Origin of the sequence: Paraburkholderia sp. BL18I3N2, assembly GCF_003001875.1 — a bacterium.
Taxonomy (GTDB): domain Bacteria; phylum Pseudomonadota; class Gammaproteobacteria; order Burkholderiales; family Burkholderiaceae; genus Paraburkholderia; species Paraburkholderia phytofirmans.
This window is the reverse complement of sequence record NZ_PVNC01000002.1, coordinates 111,201-131,152: the sequence shown is the minus strand read 5'-3', so window position 1 is coordinate 131,152 and position 19,952 is coordinate 111,201. Positions and strand designations below refer to the sequence as shown.

Annotated in this window: 17 protein-coding genes and 2 pseudogenes; 12 read left to right on the top strand and 7 right to left on the bottom strand. The window is 63.4% G+C overall.

Translation table 11 applies throughout. The features are described from left to right. Positions 1 to 19 precede the first annotated feature (19 nt). Positions 20 to 2,020 (top strand): ATP-binding protein, encoded by a 2,001-nt coding sequence (locus tag B0G75_RS06525; protein WP_106302222.1) that lies wholly within the window; start codon positions 20 to 22, stop codon positions 2,018 to 2,020. Positions 2,021 to 2,037: 17 nt separating this feature from the next. Further along, positions 2,038 to 3,390 (top strand): sigma-54 dependent transcriptional regulator, encoded by a 1,353-nt coding sequence (locus B0G75_RS06520; RefSeq protein WP_181309187.1) that lies wholly within the window; start codon positions 2,038 to 2,040, stop codon positions 3,388 to 3,390. Between the two features lie 78 nt (positions 3,391 to 3,468). Here B0G75_RS06520 and B0G75_RS06515 read toward each other — a convergent pair whose 3' ends face one another. Beyond that, the gene (locus B0G75_RS06515) at positions 3,469 to 3,999 is read right to left on the bottom strand and encodes a TlpA disulfide reductase family protein (protein WP_106302219.1); all 531 of its coding nucleotides are present in this window, start codon (positions 3,997 to 3,999) and stop codon (positions 3,469 to 3,471) included. A gap of 329 nt (positions 4,000 to 4,328) precedes the next feature. On the opposite strand from B0G75_RS06515, the gene B0G75_RS40540 reads away from it, so the two are divergent. Further along, positions 4,329 to 4,877, top strand: a complete 549-nt coding sequence (locus tag B0G75_RS40540; protein ID WP_374956880.1) for a hypothetical protein — start codon at positions 4,329 to 4,331, stop codon at positions 4,875 to 4,877. Positions 4,878 to 5,220: 343 nt separating this feature from the next. Here the strand turns inward: B0G75_RS40540 and B0G75_RS06505 are convergent. The 3 genes and pseudogenes from B0G75_RS06505 to B0G75_RS06500 all read right to left on the bottom strand — a co-directional run. Beyond that, positions 5,221 to 6,336, bottom strand: a pseudogene (locus B0G75_RS06505) (YifB family Mg chelatase-like AAA ATPase); the annotation flags it as partial. Positions 6,337 to 6,419: 83 nt separating this feature from the next. Then, a pseudogene (locus tag B0G75_RS41970) lies at positions 6,420 to 6,819 on the bottom strand (magnesium chelatase domain-containing protein); the annotation flags it as partial. A gap of 121 nt (positions 6,820 to 6,940) precedes the next feature. Then, positions 6,941 to 7,195 carry an accessory factor UbiK family protein gene (locus tag B0G75_RS06500; protein WP_012431591.1) on the bottom strand — a complete coding sequence of 85 codons (255 nt, stop codon included), beginning with the start codon at positions 7,193 to 7,195 and terminating at the stop codon, positions 6,941 to 6,943. A 425-nt stretch (positions 7,196 to 7,620) separates the two neighbouring features. Between B0G75_RS06500 and B0G75_RS06495 the strand changes: the two genes are divergently transcribed. The 7 genes from B0G75_RS06495 (at position 7,621) to ptsP (ending at position 15,387) form a co-directional block, all read left to right on the top strand. Then, the gene (locus B0G75_RS06495; RefSeq protein ID WP_006048089.1) at positions 7,621 to 7,959 is read left to right on the top strand and encodes a P-II family nitrogen regulator; all 339 of its coding nucleotides are present in this window, start codon (positions 7,621 to 7,623) and stop codon (positions 7,957 to 7,959) included. 44 nt (positions 7,960 to 8,003) lie between these two features. Beyond that, positions 8,004 to 9,512, top strand: coding sequence for an ammonium transporter (locus B0G75_RS06490; protein WP_106302214.1), 1,509 nt, complete (start codon positions 8,004 to 8,006; stop codon positions 9,510 to 9,512). Between the two features lie 237 nt (positions 9,513 to 9,749). Beyond that, entirely contained in the window at positions 9,750 to 11,039 is a 1,290-nt protein-coding gene (gshA, locus tag B0G75_RS06485) for a glutamate--cysteine ligase (protein ID WP_012431593.1), read from the top strand. 103 nt (positions 11,040 to 11,142) lie between these two features. Continuing rightward, complete coding sequence (gene gshB, locus B0G75_RS06480) at positions 11,143 to 12,099, top strand: glutathione synthase (protein ID WP_106303615.1); 957 nt, start codon at positions 11,143 to 11,145, stop codon at positions 12,097 to 12,099. A gap of 337 nt (positions 12,100 to 12,436) precedes the next feature. After that, positions 12,437 to 12,964, top strand: a complete 528-nt coding sequence (locus B0G75_RS06475; RefSeq protein ID WP_106302211.1) for a PTS sugar transporter subunit IIA — start codon at positions 12,437 to 12,439, stop codon at positions 12,962 to 12,964. Positions 12,965 to 13,060: 96 nt separating this feature from the next. After that, positions 13,061 to 13,330, top strand: a complete 270-nt coding sequence (locus B0G75_RS06470; RefSeq protein WP_012431596.1) for an HPr family phosphocarrier protein — start codon at positions 13,061 to 13,063, stop codon at positions 13,328 to 13,330. Between the two features lie 308 nt (positions 13,331 to 13,638). Next, entirely contained in the window at positions 13,639 to 15,387 is a 1,749-nt protein-coding gene (ptsP, locus tag B0G75_RS06465; RefSeq protein ID WP_106302208.1) for a phosphoenolpyruvate--protein phosphotransferase, read from the top strand. Positions 15,388 to 15,473: 86 nt separating this feature from the next. Here ptsP and B0G75_RS06460 read toward each other — a convergent pair whose 3' ends face one another. The 3 genes from B0G75_RS06460 to gpmA form a co-directional block, all read right to left on the bottom strand. After that, entirely contained in the window at positions 15,474 to 16,232 is a 759-nt protein-coding gene (locus B0G75_RS06460) for a molybdopterin-synthase adenylyltransferase MoeB (RefSeq protein ID WP_106302205.1), read from the bottom strand. A gap of 167 nt (positions 16,233 to 16,399) precedes the next feature. Further along, on the bottom strand, positions 16,400 to 17,968 hold the full coding sequence (locus B0G75_RS06455; RefSeq protein WP_106302202.1) for a S41 family peptidase: 1,569 nt from the start codon (positions 17,966 to 17,968) through the stop codon (positions 16,400 to 16,402). Positions 17,969 to 18,277: 309 nt separating this feature from the next. Beyond that, positions 18,278 to 19,024 (bottom strand): 2,3-diphosphoglycerate-dependent phosphoglycerate mutase, encoded by a 747-nt coding sequence (gene gpmA / locus B0G75_RS06450; protein WP_012431600.1) that lies wholly within the window; start codon positions 19,022 to 19,024, stop codon positions 18,278 to 18,280. Between the two features lie 138 nt (positions 19,025 to 19,162). Between gpmA and B0G75_RS06445 the strand changes: the two genes are divergently transcribed. Next, positions 19,163 to 19,588, top strand: coding sequence for a rhodanese-like domain-containing protein (locus B0G75_RS06445; protein WP_012431601.1), 426 nt, complete (start codon positions 19,163 to 19,165; stop codon positions 19,586 to 19,588). After that, positions 19,585 to 19,848 carry a glutaredoxin 3 gene (gene grxC / locus B0G75_RS06440; protein WP_007179466.1) on the top strand — a complete coding sequence of 88 codons (264 nt, stop codon included), beginning with the start codon at positions 19,585 to 19,587 and terminating at the stop codon, positions 19,846 to 19,848. Before B0G75_RS06445 ends, grxC begins: the two co-directional genes overlap by 4 nt. The last annotated feature ends 104 nt before the right edge of the window (positions 19,849 to 19,952 follow it).

Below are 19,952 nucleotides of genomic sequence, written 5' to 3'. Positions count from 1 at the left end.
TGGCCGCGGACACCAGCGTATGAAACCGGTGGCCGCGCGCCCAACCCTCACGTCGTCGGCCGATGAAGCTGACGCCGACGACGCATCGCCTTATGCCACAATAAACGATCCTCACCGATCGGATATTGCCAACGTGACGCGACGCCTGCTGATCCTCTTCGCGCTCGTCGCCGGGCTCGTGGTGGCGTGCGGGCTCACTTACAGCATCGCGTGGCAAAGCGGCATCGACCATTTGCGGCGCAACGCCGCGGTGCGCGTCGATCGTACGACCAGCGCGCTGAAGAGCACGCTCGAACGCTACGAATCGCTGCCTTATCTGCTGGCGGAACATCCCATCGTGCAGGACGCGCTGGTCGATCCCACGCCGGCCAATGTCCAGCGCGCCAACCTGTATCTCGATGACCTGAACCGCCACGCGCGCGCCACGGTCACCTACATCATTCCGCTCGACGGCTTTTGCGTCGCCGCGAGCAACTGGCGCGGACCGGGCAGCTTCATCGGCGGGGGCTATCTGTTCCGGCCGTACTTCGTCGATGCGGTCAAAGGCGGCGTGGGCCGCTTCTTCGGCATCGGCACGATTTCACAGGCGCCGGGCTACTACATCTCGCAGCCGGTGCGGCGCGAGGGCAAGATCGTCGGCGTGGCGGTGGTCAAGCTCGATCTCGAATGGTTCCAGGGCGTGGATGCGTCCGAGCCGCTCGTCGTCACCGACGACCACGGCGTGATCTTTCTGTCGTCGGTACCGGCCTGGAAGTACCACACGATCCGGCCGCTGTCGGGGCCGGTCGCCGATTCGATCTATCAGGCGCGCCAATACGCACAGCAGCCGCTCGCGCCGCTGCCGGTGTCGATCGAACGCACGCTCGAAGGCAACGCGCAGATCGTGCGCATCGGCGGCGGCCGTTATGCGCCGCGTTATCTGGCGTCGCGGCGCGGCATGGGCGAGCCAGACTGGCATCTGATCACCATGTCGCCCGTCGATCCGGTCGACGCCGATGCGCGCAAGGCGACCATCGTCACGGGCTTCGGCTACGTGTCGCTCGTGTTGCTCGCGTTCTACTGGAGAATGCGCCGGGCTCGCGTGCGCGAAGTGATGCGCAGCCGCGCGCTGCTGCAAAAAGCCTACGCCGAACTGAACCGGCGGGTCGCCGAGCGCACCGCGGATCTCTCGCAGGCGAACGAGCAGTTGCAGAAGGAGGTGGCCGAACGCACGCGCGCCGAGCAGGAGTTGCGCGCCGCTCACGACGAACTGATCCAGGCGAGCAAGCTCGCCGCACTCGGTCAGATGGCCGCCGGCATCACGCATGAATTGAATCAGCCACTCGCCGCGTTGCGCGGTTTCTCGGACAACACGCGCGTGCTGCTCGAGCGCGGCGATCAGGCGTCGGCACGCGAAAATCTCGAAGCGATCGCCGCGCTCACCGAGCGCATGGGCAAGATCACCAATCAGTTGAAACTGTTCGTCGGACGCGCGCGGCCGCGCAACGCGCGGGCGCCGATCGTGCGGGCGTTGCGCAACGTCGTCGCGCTATTGCAAAAGCGCTTGCAGGGCGTCGAGGTCGAAATCACTTTGCTCGATGCGGACAGTGGCACGCGCACGCCGCTAAGTCTCGCTGACGACTATCCCGAACTTGTCGCGCACTGCGACGATCTGCGGCTCGAACAGGTGTTGATCAACCTGCTCGGCAACGCGCTCGATGCGACCGCCGACGTCCACCCGCCGCGCATTTCGATCGAGATCGAAGTCGCCGATGCGAACCTGTCGTTCGCCGTGAGCGACAACGGCCCCGGCATTGCCGACGACGTCCTGCCGCGTTTGTTCGAGCCGTTCTTCACCACCAAGGAAATGGGCCAGGGGTTGGGGCTGGGGCTCGCGATATCGTCGTCGATCGCGCGCGATTGCGGCGGCTCGCTGGTGGCGCGCAACGCGCCGGACGGCGGAGCATTATTCGTGTTGACGCTGCGCCGCGCGCGCGTGCAGACGAGCCACACAACGGACCCGCTGACCACGGGCTCCTGAATCACACGGAAAACGCCATGCTGAACCACGGCCTGCAAGTGCTGTATATCGAAGACGACGAACTGGTGCGGCGCGCCAGCGTGCAGAGCCTGCAACTGGCGGGCTTCGACGTGATCGGCCATGCCTCGGTGGAATCCGCGGCGAAGACGATCAGCGCGGACTTCTCCGGCGTGATCGTCAGCGACATTCGCTTGCCGGGCGCGAGCGGCCTGGACCTGCTTGCTCAATGCCACGAGCGTGCGCCCGACGTGCCGGTGATTCTGGTCACGGGACACGGCGATATTTCAATGGCCGTCCAGGCGATGCGCGACGGCGCGTACGACTTCATCGAAAAGCCTTTCGCGTCTGAACGTTTGATCGAAACCGTGCGGCGCGCGTTGGAGCGCCGCAAGCTGGTGCTGGAGAATCTCGCGCTGCGCCGTGAGTTGGCGGAACAGAACTCGGTGGCGCCGCGGATCATCGGCAGGAGTCCGGCCATCGAACAGGTGCGTCGGCTGATCGCCAATGTCGCGCCGACCGACGCCTCCGTGCTGATCAACGGCGACACCGGGGCAGGCAAGGAGTTGATCGCGCGCAGTTTGCATGAGTTGTCGCCGCGGCGTGACAAGCCGTTTATCGCGGTGAACTGCGGCGCGCTGCCGGAGCCGATGTTCGAGTCGGAAATGTTCGGCTACGAGCCGGGTGCTTTCACCGGCGCCGCGAAACGCCGCGTTGGCAAGCTCGAACATGCGTCGGGCGGCACGCTGTTTCTGGATGAAATCGAGAGCATGCCGCTCGCCTTGCAGGTCAAGCTATTGCGTGTGCTGCAGGACGGCGTGCTGGAACGGCTCGGCTCGAATCAGCCGATTCGGGTGAATTGCCGCGTGGTCGCCGCTGCCAAAGGCGATATGGCCGAACACGTCGCGGACGGTTCGTTCCGGCGCGACCTGCTGTACCGGCTGAACGTGGTGACGATCGCATTGCCGCCGCTGGGTGAACGTCGTGAGGATATCGTGCCGCTCTTCGAACACTTCCTGCTGGACGCCGCGGTGCGCTATCAACGCCCCGCGCCGATCCTCACCGACCGTCAGCGCGCTGGCCTGATGCAGCGCGACTGGCCGGGCAACGTGCGCGAGCTGCGCAACGCCGCCGACCGCTTCGTGCTCGGCATCGCGGACGATCCGATGATGTCTTTCGGCGAGGACGGCGCGGCCACGCAGCCGTTGAAGGAGCGAGTCGAACAATTCGAGCGGGCGGTGATCGCGGAAGCGTTGGAGCAGACCGGAGGTGTTGTGGCGGTCGCGGCGGACAAGCTGCAACTCGGTAAGGCGACGCTCTACGAGAAGATCAAGCGCTATGGGCTCGCCGCGAAGGGAGAAGGGGAGCGGTGAGGAAATGAAAACGCCGGCGTCGCAATGCGAGGCCGGCGTATTTGATTCAGTTGAATCGGGTCGGGCTGCGCTGCTCGTTCAGGCCGGTTTCAGCGCCTTTTCCAGCAACTGGTCGAGTTCCGCGAATTGCGGTTCGCCCACATAGCGCTTGAGAATCTTGCCGTCCTTGTCGACCAGGAATGTGGTCGGCGTGAGCTGGACATTGCCGAACTGCTTGGCGGCCGAGCCGTCGTCCATTGCGACCTTGAACGGCAACTGGCGGGTTTGCGTGTAGTTGGCCACGTACATGGGCGCATCGTAGTTCATCGCCACGGCGACAAATTCGAGGCCTTGGCCTTTGAAGCGGTTATAGGTCTGGACCATCTGCGGCATTTCCTTCATGCACGTGTCGCAGCTCGTCGCCCAGAAGTTGACGAGGTACACCTTGCCTTTCAGGTCGGCGGTCGAAACTTTCTGGCCGGACAGCAACGTGAAGGTCGCATCCGGCACGCGCTGCTGGCCGGCAAACGCGAAATAACCGGCGACGGCGATCGCGACGGCCACGGCGGCAATGATGATGTAGCGAAGCGGATTCGCGCGCCGGGTGGCGGTGGACGGCGTGGAGCTCATGAACGGAACCTCAGGAGTCGCGCGGAACGCGCGGGACAGTGCGTCGGTTTGGGTTTTCGGCCCGGTGCTGAACAGCCCCGCTATTGTAGCCCCATTCCGACGGCGCGGCAGGACGCGGGCCGGGAGCGGATAATAGGGGTTCTACGTTCTCGTCAGTCTGGTCTTCTGTCCCCATGTCTCGAACTGTTTTCCGCGTCGACCGCGTTAGTCGCTTTCTCGTTCGAATTCCGTCCTGTCTTGCTTCTGCCAGCCGCTCTGCGGGCCATTTTTTTAACCGCGGGCCGCGCCCGATCGTGGCCGGCGACCGGTCAGTCGGCGCCACCCAGCCATTGTCGAGCGCGCGCGCGGTCTTGAGCACGCTGGCTTGCGCGCTGACGCTAGGCGTCGCGCTGAGCGCCTGTTCGCCCACTTTCGACTGGCGGACCATCATGAACAACGACAACGGCTACACCGTCGACCTGCCGGCCAAGCCGGGCAACGATCAGCGAGCCGTGCAGATCAACGGCACGCCGATGCAGATGGCGATGCAGACGGCCGAAGCCGGCGACGCCGTCTTCGCGGTCGGCACGGTCATGCTGCCCAACGACGACGAGGCCACGCAGCGCGCCGCGCTCGATTTTCTGCGCACCGGCCTCGCTCGTAACGTGGGCGCCGCGCCTGATGCGCGCGCTGTGCAGATCCCGCTTGCTGCCGGCGGCCAGGTGCTCGGCCTGGAAATGAAGCTGAGCGGCGAGGCCGGCTCGCAGCACGAAACCCGCACAGTCTACGCCCGGCTCGTGGCACGCGGGCGGCATGTCTATCAGGCGGCGATCATTGCATCGAAGCCAATGCAGCAGGAACAGGTCGACCAATTTTTTTCGTCGTTCCAACTGTATTGAGAGCGGTATTTTTGGCCGATTCTGCGCGTCATGGGGCGCAACAGAGTTGCTGCGCACAGTGAAAGTTCCTTCGCAGCATCGCGCGCTAATTCCCGGTTTACGTTGAAGTTTTCCTATTGCTCGCCGTTCCTGTGGATAACTCTGTTGAGAACTCACGCAAACTGGCCGGAGATGCCCATTCTATGGGCACTCTGTCAGATTCCACTCTATTGAGGCGGATAAAAAAACTCAATCAAATCAATGCCTTTTTGGCGTGGCCAATAGCGTACCTTTCAGATGTTTCAAAATTTATCTGGAACGCGTGCGTGTGCATAAGTCAAGTCTTGACAGCATGTTTTTCGCCTCATAAGGAGCCAAACGCCCGGCGATACTGGATCGCCTCGCCGATCTGCGCGGCGCTCGGCATGGGCGCGCCGGCGAGATCAGCGATGCTGCGTGCCACCTTCAGAACCCGGTAGTACGCGCGCGCCGACCAGCCGAAGCGTTCCCCGGCTTCACGCAGCAAGGCTTCGCCCGCGGAGTCGGGACGGCAGACCTCGTCCACTTCCCGTCCTCCCAGTTCACGATTGGTTTTGCCCTGACGGCTTAATTGCCGCTCGCGGGCGCGACTGACGCGCGCCGCGATGGCGGCGCTTGTCTCGCCGGCCGCCGTGGAGCGAGCGGACAGTTCCGCCGGCGTGAGCGCGGGTATCTCGAGCTGGATGTCGATCCGGTCGAGCAGCGGGCCAGAAAGCTTGCGCAAATAGCGCGCGGCGATCTCCGGCGTGCAACGGCAGCGGCCGTTGGGATCGCCGCGCCAACCGCACGGGCACGGATTCATGGCGGCGATCAATTGACACGCAGCCGGGAAATCCGCCTGCAAGGCGGCGCGTGAAATCGTGATGCGGCCGGCTTCGAGCGGTTCCCGCAGCGTTTCCAGGACATGGCGGTCGAATTCAGGAAGCTCGTCGAGAAAAAGCACACCCAGATGCGCCAGCGTAATTTCCCCGGGCTGCGGTGGGTTGCGCCCGCCGACCAGCGCCGCGGCACTCGACGAATGATGCGGGGCGCGAAACGGCCGTCGGCGCCATTGCGAGGGCGTAAAGCCGGCTCGGCTGGCGGACAGCAAGGCGGCGGAAGCGAGCGCTTCGTCGTCGGTCATGGGCGGCAGCAGGCCCGGGAGGCGGGCGGCGAGCATCGATTTGCCCGCACCGGGCGGGCCGACCAGCAAGACGTGATGGCCGCCGGCCGCCGCAACTTCGAGTGCCCGGCGCGCGCCGCGTTGACCGATGACGTCGCCCATATCCGGGACGATGGCCGCCGGGCTTTCCGCGAGGTCCGGTGCGGCGACTGGATAGAGTCGCCCGTCCGGCGCCTGCGCGAGGTGAGCGCATAACGAAGGCAGGTCTGCGGCGCCGTAGACGTCGACGCCAGGTACGAGCGCCGCTTCCGCGGCGCTCGCAGCGGGCAAATAGAGCTGAGGCGTGGAGTGCGCGTGTGCGTCGCCTGCGACGAACTCGCCTGCAAGCGCGGCGGATTGCAGCGCACCGCCGCCTTGAGCAACGGCGCTGCGCGCCGTTCCGCACGCCATGGCGAAAGCGCCGCGCATCGGCCTGAGGGCGCCGGTCAGCGACAGTTCGCCCGCGAATTCGCGATGCAGTAACGACTCGGCGGGAATCTGGCCGCTCGCCGCGAGAATGCCTAAAGCAATGGGCAGATCGAAGCGGCCGGATTCCTTCGGCAGATCGGCCGGCGCGAGATTGACGGTGATGCGTCGGACCGGGAAGTCGAAATTGCAGTTCTGCAGCGCCGCGCGCACGCGCTCGCGGCTTTCGCGCACTTCCAGATCAGGCAGGCCGACGATCGAAAAAGAGGGTAATCCGTTTGCGAGGTGGACCTCGACGGTTACTTCGGGCGCGCGGCCAGAGGCCGGCGCGCGACTGCGCACCACGGCAAGCGACATGTTTTCTCCCGTCGGACGGCGCGCCGGGGGCGCGCGCAAGTCCCCTAAAACGCTGATGACGTCACGGCTCGCTTGCCTGTGATGTGCAGCACTGCGCGGCGCTTACGCCGCGAGCAAAGCGTTACGGCGTTTGCGTGACCGGCAGCTTCTGTTCGAGTTCGGCGACGCGGCGCTCCAGCTCTTCCAGGCGCGCGCGCGTGCGGACCAGCACCTGCGTCTGCGTATCGAATTCCTCGCGCGTCACCAGGTCGAGCTTCGAGAAGCCCTGCGACAGCATGGCCTTGACGTTCCGTTCGACGTCCTTGGCCGGCGAATTCTTGAACAGCTCGCTCATGCGGGCCTGAAAGTCATTAAAAACATCGTTCGGTTGTTTCATGGTGTTCCCCTTGGTGCACAAAAAATGTGCATGTTTCATTACGCCTGTGCTTTGTAACGGCAAATGGGCGGTGTTGGTGCATGTCCCGCTGCGTGCCGCTGCCGCATGAGCCCCTTTGGTGCGCGCCTATGCGTTCCAGACCTGCGAACACTCTAGCAACGATCCATACGCCGCGCCAGCGTGCCCCCGCTAACGTTGGCCGTCCGGCCAAGGCGGCTTGCGCCCCTTTTGCGACGTCCACGGGGCGGAGTCTGACACAACATGGCATGCGAGTTGCTGTTACTGCCCCGCGCGCACTGCCGGGGCCTTTTTGCCGGCGGCGGAACGAGACCACGCGAACGGTTTAGGGATTCGCAACGAGAGTTAGCAAACGGGTTACGCAAACGGGTTACGCAAACGGGTTACGCAACTAAGCGAGGGATGTCATGAAACTCATTACCGCAATCATCAAGCCGTTCAAGCTGGATGAGGCGCGCGAAGCCTTGTCGGCCATCGGCGTCTCGGGCATCACGGTGACGGAAGTCAAAGGTTTCGGTCGCCAGAAAGGCCACACGGAGCTGTATCGCGGCGCTGAATACGTCGTCGATTTTCTGCCGAAGGTGAAGATCGAGGCCGCGGTCTCGGACGACATCGTCGACCAGGCGATCGAGGCGCTCGAGCGCGCGGCTCGCACGGGCAAGATCGGCGACGGCAAGATTTTCGTCACGCCGATCGAACAGGTGATTCGGATCCGCACCGGGGAGACCGGCGCGGACGCTCTGTAATACCAAAAGATAGCGACACAGATAGCGACAAGAGGAAACGAAAGATGCGCAAATTAATGATGTCCTTGCTGATGGCCGGTTCGCTGCTCGCGGGCGGTATCGGCGCCGCCCTCGCGGACGACGCTTCCGCCCCCGCAGCCGCTTCGGCCGCTGCTCCCGATACGACGGCGAGCGCGCCGGCACCGGACGCTTCGGCCGCACCCGCTGCCGCCGCGGCTTCGGCACCGGCCGCTGACGCGTCCGCCGCACCGGCTGCCAGCGCGGCCGCCGCCGCACCCGCAGCATCGGACGCTGCGCCGGCTGCCCCGACCGCGCCGTTCTCGGTCGATTCATCGAAGATCAATTCGGGCGACACCGCCTGGATGCTGACCTCCACCGCACTCGTGCTGTTCATGACGATTCCGGGTCTGGCGCTGTTCTACGGCGGCATGGTCCGCAAGAAGAGCGTGCTCGCGATCCTGATGCAAAGCTTCGCGATCACCTGCCTCGTGTCGATCATCTGGGTCGTGGTGGGCTACAGCCTCGCCTTCACGCCGGGCGGATCGTTCATTGGCGGCTTCTCGCGCTTCTTCATGGCGGGCATGAACTACATCAAGGGCGACAAGGCCACGACGCTGACCGTCAGCCACCTCGCCCCGACGATCCCGGAAACGGTCTACGTCGTCTATCAGATGACATTCGCGATCATCACCCCGGCGCTGATCACGGGTGCGTTTGCCGACCGTATGAAGTTCTCGGCGATGCTGGTGTTCATGACGCTGTGGTCGATCATCGTCTACTCGCCGATCGCGCACATGGTCTGGGAACCGACCGGCTGGCTGGCTAGCGCGGGCATCCTCGACTTCGCGGGCGGCACGGTGGTGCACATCAACGCCGGTATCGCGGCGCTGGTCTGCGCGCTGGTGCTCGGCAAGCGCGTCGGCTACGGCAAGGAAGCGATGGCGCCGCATAACCTGACGCTCACGCTGATCGGTGGCGCCATGCTGTGGGTAGGCTGGTTCGGCTTCAATGCGGGTTCGGCGGTGGCAGCAGACGGCCGTGCCGGTTTCGCGATGTTCGCAACGCAAGTGGCAACGGCAGCAGCAGCACTCGCATGGATGTTCGCCGAATGGGCAACCAAGGGTAAGCCGTCGGTGCTCGGTATCGTGTCGGGCGCCGTGGCGGGTCTGGTGGCGATTACGCCGGCTTCGGGCTTCGTCGGTATGGCGGGTTCGCTGGTGATCGGTATCGCGGCGGGCGTGATCTGTTTCTGGTCGGCAACGTGGCTCAAGCACAAGCTCGGTTACGACGACTCGCTCGACGCGTTCGGCGTGCACTGCATCGGCGGTATCGTGGGTGCGCTGCTGACCGGCGTGTTCGCGGTGAAGGACATCGGCGGCGCGGATGGCAGCGTGATTCTGCAAGCCAAGGGCGTGCTGACGACGCTGATCTACAGCGGTGTGGTGAGCTACATCCTGCTGAAGATCATCGACATGGTGATGGGCCTGCGCGTGACCGAAGAACAGGAACGCGAAGGTCTGGACGTGACGCTGCACGGCGAACACGTCGAATAAGCAACACACCGCGAGCCCGCGCTCCCGGGCTCGTGGGGATGACGAATAAGCGCAGCGATTTTGGCCCGCCTTTACGGCGGGCTTTTTTCTTGCGGGCTATCTTGTAAACGGTAGTTTTCCCCGCCTATGATGACAATAGCGAGAATGCATTCGCGTCCGCTTGCGAATGGAGAAACCGTCCCCAAATGGACAAAGCATTTGCTCTACAATCTTTTTTCTCCAGTCTGCGAGTGATCAATGGTTCCGCACCTAGTTACGGCGTTAAACGGCCCGCTGCTCGATCTTGAGCGGAAGATCCTCGACGCCACGCCCGCCATCGAACGCTGGTTCCGGCTCGAATGGCAGGAGCACACGCCGCCGTTCTACTGTTCCGTCGACCTGCGCAACGCGGGTTTCAAGCTCGCGCCGGTCGACACCAATCTGTTTCCCGGCGCATTCAACAATCTGCCGCAGGAAGTGTTGCCGCTGGCCGTGCAGGCCGCGATGGCATCGATCGAGAAGATCTGCCCGGACGCCAAGAACCTGCTGGTGATTCCCGAACGCCACACGCGCAACGCGTTTTACCTCGAGAATGTTGCCCGTCTGGCCGCGATCATGCGTCAGGCCGGCTTGAACGTGCGTTTTGGCACGCTCGACGAAACCATCAACGGGCCGGTCACGATCGCGCTCTCCGACGGTCAGAAACTCGTGCTCGAACCGCTCGAGCGCTCGCAGCGGCGCCTCGGCCTGAAGAATTTCGACCCGTGCTCGATTCTGCTGAATAACGACTTGTCGGGCGGCATTCCGCCGGTGCTCGAAAATTTGCACGAGCAGTATTTGCTGCCGCCGCTGCATGCCGGCTGGGCCGTGCGCCGCAAATCCACGCATTTTTCCTGCTATGACGACGTCGCGAAGAAGTTCGCCAAGATGGTCGAGATCGATCCGTGGATGATCAACCCGTACTTCGCGCATGTTGAAGGCGTCGACTTCCAGGAGCGCACCGGCGAGGAAGCGCTGACGGACGCGATCGACGGCGTGCTGAAGAAGATCGCCAAGAAGTATCGCGAATACGGCATCTCCGAAAAACCGTATGTCGTGATCAAGTCGGACGCGGGCACGTATGGCATGGGTGTGATGACCGTGCACGACGCGTCGGAAGTCGCCGCGCTCACCAAGCGCGAACGCGCCAAGATGGCCGCGACCAAAGACGGTCTGGAAGTGCATGACGTGATCGTGCAGGAAGGCGTGTACACCTTCGAGCGCATCGGCGAAGAAGTGGCCGAGCCGGTCGTGTACATGATCGACCGCTACGTGGTGGGCGGCTTCTACCGCGTGCACGGCAGCCGCGAGCGCGATCAGAATCTGAACGCGCCGGGCATGCACTTCGTGCCGCTCGGCTTCGAGCATACGGCGCTGCCCGACGCGCATGCCAAGCCGGGCGCGGCGCCGCCGAACCGCTTCTACATGTACGGCGTGGTGGCGCGGCTCGGGCTGCTGGCCGCATCGGTGGAACTGGAAAAGACCGATCCGGAAGCGATTCAGGTCTAAGCCATCTTGGGTGGTCGATGGCGGCATGCGTGCCGCCATCGCCATTTTCAACGAGTATATTTACGATCAATGCCAAGCCCCGTCAGGGCGCACCAGGACCTTCATGGACATTCTTTTCATCGCCGATCCGCTCACGCAATTCAAGATCTACAAAGACTCGACTTACGCGATGATGGCCGAAGCGGCGCGCCGCGGTCATGTGGTGTACACGTGCGAGCCGAAGCATCTGGCGTGGACGGGCGGCGACGTCGAGGCGAACGTGCAGCGCTTTGCGATTGTCGGCGACGTCACGGATCTGCATCGCGAAGTCTGGTACGAGGCCGAAGCGGCCGCGCCGCGCTCGCTCAAGAGTTTCAGCGCCGTGGTGATGCGCAAAGACCCGCCGTTCGACATGGAATACGTCACGTCGACGTGGCTGCTCGAAATGGCCGAACGCGGCGGCGCGCGCATCTTCAACAAGCCGCAGGCGATTCGCGACCACTCGGAAAAGCTCGCGATCGGCGAGTTCGCGCAGTTCGTCACGCCCACGCTGGTCACGCGCGACGCGAGCCGTTTGCGCGCATTCCATGAACAGCACGGCGACGTGATCCTGAAGCCGCTCGACGGCATGGGCGGCATGGGTGTGTTCCGCGTGAAGGCCGACGGCATGAACCTCGGTTCTATCATCGAAATGCTCAGCCACGACGGCGCGCGTTCGGTGATGGCGCAGAAATTCATCCCCGAGATCAAAGAGGGCGACAAGCGTATTTTGCTGATCGGCGGCGAAGCCGTGCCGTATTCGCTCGCGCGTATTCCTCAGGGTAATGAAGTGCGTGGCAATCTCGCGGCCGGTGGCCTCGGCGTGGCGCGTCCGCTCACCGAGCATGACCGCAAGATCGCCGATACGCTGGCGCCGGTGCTTGCTGCGCGCGGTTTGCTGCTGGTCGGGCTGGACGCGATCGGCGACTGGCTGACCGAAGTGAACGTGACGAGCCCGACGTGTTTCCGCGAGATCATGGATCAAACCGGCTTCGACGTCGCCGCCATGTTCATCGACGCATTGGAGCACGCGGCGGGGTGACGGCGCGGCCTGCTGCCGGCACTTGAATGCCCGCCATGTCCCCCAAACTGTGTAGTAAATCCGCATCCCGCAGCACGCCGGATTTGGCGCGAAAATGAGCCTGATACAATGCCCGCTCTTCCGCGCCAAGGTGAATCGACGGCGCCCGGCGGGTGTCGTGGGCAGCGGACTGTAAGCGAGCAGTGTTTCGACGGCGCAGGCACGACGCCATGCGCGGCAAGCCGCTCGTCAATCGATGCGTTCCGGCCCTCATGGCCCACGGCCGGCGGAGGGCGCTGACGAACCGGGCTTCGTCCTGGTTTACGGTTCGGGGCCGTTCTTTTGCAGTAAGGCTGACATGGCAGGCATTCTGATCATTGCGCACGCTCCGTTCGCCACCGCGTTGCGCGATTGTATTTCGCACATCTATGGTGGCTTGCCGGCTCGCATCGGCGTGATCGACGTATCGCCGGATTGCGATCCCGCGCAGCAGGTTGCGTTTGCGAACTCGGAAATCGAGCGTCTGAAGGAAGAAAACGGCGCGCTCGTCCTCACGGATATGTTCGGCGCCACGCCGGCGAATATCGCCGGACGGCTCGCGTCGCTGCCGGACGTGCGCGTGCTGTGCGGCGTGAACTTGCCGATGCTGGTGCGTGCGGTCTGTTATCGCGCCACGCCGCTCGACACGCTGGTCGACAAGGCACTCGCCGGCGCCACCAAAGGCGTGCATGCGATCGGACCGGCGACCCCGGCGCCCATCGCGCCCACGGCGGCATCCGGCGACTGTTTGCCGGCCTTGCCGCCGGAGGCAGCATCGGCTGACTGTATTCCCGCGTTGCCTCCCGAGGCCGACCTGACGCAGAAAGCCGACTCGGCCGGCTTATAAGTCGCCCGGCCGGCTTGTCCTGGGTGTCAAACGGATTGCAACCGCTTTGCAGTTTCACCTTTCACAACAACACTTACCCGCGCTTCGGACCATCACATGCTGCAACAGGAAACGACTATTGTGAACAAGCTGGGGCTGCACGCGCGCGCGTCGGCCAAGTTGACCCAACTCGCGGGCAACTATCAGGCGGAAATCTGGATGAGCCGCAATGGCCGCCGTATCAATGCCAAGAGCATCATGGGCGTGATGATGCTGGCCGCGGGCATTGGCAGCACGGTGCTGATCGAAACGGAAGGCTCCGACGAAAAAGAAGCGATGGACGCATTGTTGAAACTCATTGCCGATAAATTCGGCGAGGGGCAGTGAGCTAGCGCGTCCACGTTGCGATGAGCAAGAAACGCCGCGGTTGTCCGCGGCGTTTTTTTTAGCGCGTGAGAATGGGCAGACGAAACGCGCGTGAGGGCCCGCGCGTCGACACGCGCATGCGAGAAGAATCGCGCCGCGCGAAGCGCGAGACGGAGGAAGGCGCAGCGCAACGGCTGCTTACGGTTTTTCGTGCTGCACTGCACACAGCCTTGGCGTACCTTCATAGGGCGTGGAATTTATAATGACGGACAGTGTCTGAGAGCATTGCAGCGGTTTGCCGCGGCATCACACAACTAGAGGAGGTGCGCGTGTCCTTCACGCTGCATGGAATTCCCGTGTCACGCGGTATCGCCATCGGGCGGGCTTATCTGATCGCCCCGGCTGCACTTGACGTAGACCACTATCTGATCGAACCCGCCCAGATCGAGAGCGAGATCGAGCGCTTTCGCACGGCCCAGCAACACGTGCATTACGAGCTCGAAACGCTGCGTGCCGATCTCGCCGCGGACGCACCCAGTGAAATGGGCGCGTTCATCAACGTTCATTCAATGATCCTGAACGATGCAATGCTCGTGCAGGAAACCTTCGACCTGATCCGCACACGCCGCTACAACGTGGAGTGGGCGCTGACCGAACAGCTCGAGCGCCTGTCGCGCCATTTCGACGATATCGAAGACGAGTACCTGCGCGAGCGCAAAGCCGACATCGAACAGGTGGTGGAGCGCGTGCTGAAGGCGCTCGCCGGGGCGTCGGTAGCGCTGGCCGACGGGGTGCACGGCGCGTGCGACGAAATGATCGTGGTCGCGCACGACATCGCACCGGCCGACATGATGCAGTTCAAGACCCAGACGTTTCAGGGTTTCGTCACGGACCTCGGCGGCCGCACTTCGCACACGGCGATCGTCGCGCGCAGCCTGGGTATTCCGGCGGCGGTCGGCGTGCAGCACGCGAGCGCGCTGATTCGCCAGGACGACCTGATTATCGTCGACGGCGATCATGGCATTGTGATCGTCGACCCTGCGCCGATCGTGCTGGAAGAGTATTCGTATCGGCAGAGTGAGAAAGCGCTCGAGCAGCGTAAGCTGCAGCGGCTGAAGTTTTCGCCCACGCAGACGCTGTGCGGCACCCGCATCGAACTGTGCGCGAACATCGAGTTGCCGGACGACGCGCGCGCCGCGATCGACGCCGGTGCGACGGGCGTCGGCCTGTTCCGCACCGAGTTCCTGTTCATGAATCACAAGGACCGCCTGCCGGAAGAGGAGGAGCAGTTCGGCGCGTACCGTCGCGCGGTCGAACTGATGAACGGACTGCCGGTCACCATCCGCACGATCGACGTGGGTGCCGACAAGCCGCTCGATTCGATGAGCGGGGGCGACGGTTATGAAACCGCCGCGAACCCGGCCCTGGGGCTGAGAGCGATTCGCTGGAGCCTTTCCGAGCCGCAAATGTTCCTCACGCAATTGCGCGCGATTCTGCGCGCGTCGGCGTTCGGCTCGGTGAAGATTCTGATTCCGATGCTCGCGCACGCGCAGGAAATCGACCAGACGCTCGATCTGATCCGCGAAGCCAAGCGTCAGCTCGATGACGCGGGTATGGCCTACGATCCGAACGTGCAGGTCGGCGCGATGATCGAGATTCCGGCCGCCGCTATCGCTTTGCCTCTGTTCCTGAAGCGGCTCGATTTTCTGTCGATCGGTACCAACGATTTGATCCAGTACACGCTTGCGATCGATCGCGCGGACAACTCGGTCGCGCATCTGTATGACCCGCTGCATCCGGCGGTGCTGCATCTGATTGCGTTCACGCTGCGCGAAGCGAAGCGGGCGGGCGTGCCGGTCTCGGTGTGCGGTGAGATGGCGGGGGATCCGGCGATGACGCGTCTCTTGCTCGGCATGGGCCTCACCGAGTTTTCGATGCATCCGAGCCAGTTGCTGGTAGTGAAGCAGGAAGTGCTGCGCTCGCATCTGAAGACGCTGGAGAAGCCGGTGGCCGATGTGCTGGCTTCGTTCGAACCGGAAGAAGTGCAGGCTGCGCTGAAGCGCGTGATGCTGGCCTGAGTCGCCGCGTTCGCTTGGTCATCAGGTGAAGAAACGCCGCCCATGGGGCGGCGTTTCTATTTCGGCGTGCGGTTGAGAGACTGGCGTCAGGTGAGCTGCGTCTGCCCGCACACCGGGCAATCCGGTTGGCGCGCGATGCGCATCGTGGTCCACTCCATCCGCAGCGAATCGAGCATCATCAGGCGGCCGAGCAATGGCGTGCCGATCGCACCGATCACCTTGAGCGCTTCGGCGGCCTGCATCGAACCGACGATGCCGACCGTCGGCGCGAACACGCCCATAGTCGAACATGCGACTTCCTCGAACGGCTGGTCTTCGGGAAACACGCAGGCGTAGCAAGGCGACGCTTCATCGCGGAAATCAAAGGTGCTGATCTGGCCGTCGAAGCGCAACGCCGCGCCCGACACCAGCGGCACGCCGTGCTTCACGCAGGCGCGGTTGATCGCATGGCGCGTGGCAAAGTTATCGGTGCAATCGAGCACGACGCTCGCGTGTGGCACGTGCGCGTCGAGCCACGCGTCGTCGACGCGCTCGGCCACCGCGTCCACCAGGACTTCGGGATTGATCCGCGCGATCGCGTCGCGCCCGGACTCGACCTTCTTGCGTCCGACCGATGCGGTCACGTGCAGGATTTGCCGCTGCAGATTGGTCAGGTCGACCGTATCGGCGTCGACCAGCGTCAAACGGCCGACGCCGGCCGCCGCCAGATACATCGCCGCGGGCGAACCCAGGCCGCCCGCGCCGACGACGATCGCATGCGCATCGAGAAAGCGCTGCTGCGCCTCGATACCGATTTCATCGACGAGGATGTGGCGGGAATAGCGAAGGAGTTGATCGTCGTTCATGGCGGGGCGCGTGTAGGTATCGCGCGATGCGATGCAGGACCGAATGGGCCTGCCGTGCGCGTTGTGGATATTTTAATCGCGCCGGGAGCGGGTGTTCTTGCTGATGCTGGGTATGACAGCGTGTCTTCGCAGCATGTTTCGCTGCGAAGACACGTCAGGCTTGCTGCTTAGTTGCTTTTCGAAGCAGGCGCCGATGCACCCGGCACCGGTTGCGTCGGTTTCACCGCGACCGGCGCGGACGCCGACGTGGCCGGCTTGTTCTGCGCCAGACGACGCTCGGTCAGCGACTTCGATTCCTGCACCGGCTTGCCTTCCAGCTTGTTCAGAGCCTGTTGCAGCATGAAGTCGTCGGCCGAACCGAATTCCACCGGCTTGCGCTCACGATCCTTCTGACGCTGTTCCGGCGTCTTCTTATCGTTCTGCTCTTCAAGCTGGCGCAATTGGTCCATGCGTTCTTGTTCGCGCTGTTCCGTTTCCTTCTTCTCGTTCGGGTCTTGCGTGTTCGCAAGGTGATTCGTGTAGTCGACTTCGCGGGTGACGAGTGCGTCGTCCGGATCGCCTTCCGCGTATTGATCGACCGCGACGTCAGGACGGATGCCCTTGTTCTGGATCGACCTGCCGCTCGGCGTGTAGTAGTACGCCGTGGTCAGACGCAGCGCGGTTTCGGCCGTCATGGGGCGAACCGTTTGCACGGAACCCTTGCCGAAGGTGGTCTTGCCGACGATCAGCGCACGATGTTGGTCCTGCAGCGCGCCCGCGACGATTTCCGACGCCGACGCGGAGTATGCGTTGGTCAGCACGATCATCGGCACGGTCTTGAAGATCGGCGCTTCGTCCTTCAGCGGATCGCTGTCGAAGGATTGCAGGCGGTAGTTGTCGTAGGTGTCGCGATAGACCTGTTTCGAATCCGGAATCTGGCCGTTGGTGGAGACCACAACCGAATTCGGCGGCAGGAACGCGCCGGCCACGCCGACCGCACTTTGCAGCAGGCCGCCGCCGTTGTTGCGCAGGTCGAGCACGAGGCCCTTCAGATTCGGCTGCTGACGCGCGATGTCTTGCAGTTTGGCTGCGAGATCAGGCGTGGTGCGTTCCTGGAAGCTGGTGATCCGCACATAGGCGTAGCCCGGCGCGAGGATCTTCATCTTGACCGACTGGACCTTGATGATCGCGCGCGTCACGGTGAGCGGGAACGTGCGGTCGTCGGTCTTGCGGAAGATGGTGAGCGTGACCTTGGTGCCCGGGTCGCCGCGCATCTGCTTGACTGCCTGGTCGAGCGTCATGCCGCGCACGGGTTTGTCGTTGATACGCGTGATCAGGTCGCCCGGACGAATGCCGGCGCGGAACGCGGGCGTGTCCTCGATCGGCGAAATCACCTTGATCAGGCCGTCTTCAGAAGAAATTTCGATGCCGAGGCCGGCGAAGCGACCCTTGGTCTGCTCCTGCAGTTCCTCGTAATCGGTCTTGTCGAGATACGACGAGTGCGGGTCGAGGCTCGACACCATGCCCTTGATGGCGGCGGTGAGAAGCTTTTTATCGTCGACCGGCTCGACGTATTCGTGCTTGATTTGCCCGAAGACTTCGGCAAAGAGCCTGAGTTGGTCCAGCGGCAGCGGAGCAACAGCGTTCGACGCTGCGCTGGCGGGTTGCTGGGCTGAAGCCGAGAGTTGCAGGGTGGCAAATACGCCGGTAGCAAGGCCCGCGGCAATCAGGCCGATATTTTTCAGGTTCTTTCGCATAGAGTCTGTTGCGGTCGGAAGCGCGTGGCAGCGTCGATAGAGATGGGGACGGACAAGTATAACTGCACACCCGCCAAGTCAGGGCGCGGCGCAGGCAATCGTGATTCGACAGCACGCGCCGGGCCTGGTTCGTTGGATTGCGCGCACAACGAGGAAGTAATGTGCCGTAACGGACGGATGGCGGCCAGAACGGCGCGCGCGAATGAAGCGAGCCGCGCTGCCCGGCACGTCCTGCCGGTCAGCGCGGCCCGTGGGCCGCCACGCCATGGCGCCGCATTTCTGACGGCAGCATGGCGGCAACATGGCAGATCAGCCAGCCTTGCCTTGTTTGGCAACGGCGGCCTGTGCCTTGGCGATCGCTTCCTGGTCGCCCAGATAGTAGTGCTTGATGGGCTTCAGGTCTTCGTCGAGTTCATAGACGAGCGGCACGCCGTTCGGAATGTTCAGGCCGACGATGTCGTCGTCCGAAATATTGTCGAGGTACTTCACCAGCGCGCGGATCGAGTTGCCGTGCGCGGCGATCACGACCTTGCGGCCCGATTTGATAGCCGGCGCGATCGACTCGTTCCACAGGGGCAGAACGCGCGCGACCGTGTCTTTCAGGCACTCGGTGAGCGGCAGTTGCTCGCGCGGCACCTTGGCGTAACGCGGATCGTTATAGGGCGCGCGGTCGTCCGTCGGCTCCAGCGCCGGCGGCGGCGTGTCGTAGCTGCGGCGCCAGACCAGCACCTGTTCGTCACCGAACTTGGCGGCGGTTTCCGCCTTGTTCAGACCCGACAACGCGCCGTAGTGGCGTTCGTTCAGACGCCACGAATGCACTACCGGCAGGTACATCAGATCCATTTTGTCCTGCACGTGCCACAAGGTGCGGATCGCGCGCTTGAGCACCGACGTGTAGGCGATGTCGAACGTGTAGCCCGATTCCTTCAGCAGCACGCCGGCTTGCTGGGCTTCGTTGTTGCCCTGCTCCGTGAGGTCGACGTCGACCCAGCCCGTGAAGCGGTTTTCCTTGTTCCACGTCGATTCGCCGTGGCGGATGAGAACGAGTTTGTACATGAGGTTGCCGGTCGGTAGTGAGGAAGCGGTAAAGCGCTGCGCGGGGTCCTCTGAAGGAGCGCCGCCATCGCGTCAGACGGTTATTTTATAATGGCTGGATTGCCCTTTTCGATTTCTCTCTTTTTCGGCGGATTTTCCGTGAAGTTTTTCACTGATTACACAAACCTTGTACTGATCGCGATCGTCCTCATCTCCGGTGGGTTGCTGCTGTGGCCGACGATCAGCCGGCGCGGCCGCGGCGGCCTGTCGGCCGCTGAAGCCACGCAACTGATCAACCGGCGCAATGCGGCGGTCATCGATCTGCGTCCGTCCGCCGACTACGCCAAAGGGCATTTGCCCGCGGCACGGCACCTTGAATTTGCAGAGTTGCAGGCGAAAGTCGCGCAACTCGTGAAGAACAAGAGCAACCCGGTGCTGCTGGTATGCCAGACCGGCCAGCAGTCGAACAAGGCAGCGCGTATCGTGCAGGATGCAGGTTACGCGGAAGTCCATGTTCTCGAAGGCGGTGTCGACGCCTGGCAGAAAGCCGGTATGCCGGTTGTGAAACAAGGAGCAGCCAAGTGAACAAAGTGATCATGTACAGCACCCAGGTGTGCCCGTATTGCCAGATGGCCGAACGTCTTTTAAAGTCGCGCGGCGTCGAGCACGTTGAAAAGGTACTGATCGACAAAGACCCGGCCCGTCGTGAGGAAATGATGACCCGGACCGGTCGCCGCACGGTGCCGCAAGTGTTCATCGGCGAGACGCATGTGGGCGGGTACGATGACCTCTCCGCGCTCGATCGCGCGGGCGGTTTGATGCCGCTGCTCGAAGCAACCGCCTGAATTCGCGCGCCCAGGGGCGCATGAACGCGGGTGAACCACAAGCCGGCGCTTCGCCCCCTCAGAGCGGGCGAAGCGCCGCAACGATCTGGCGGCCCATGCAGGCA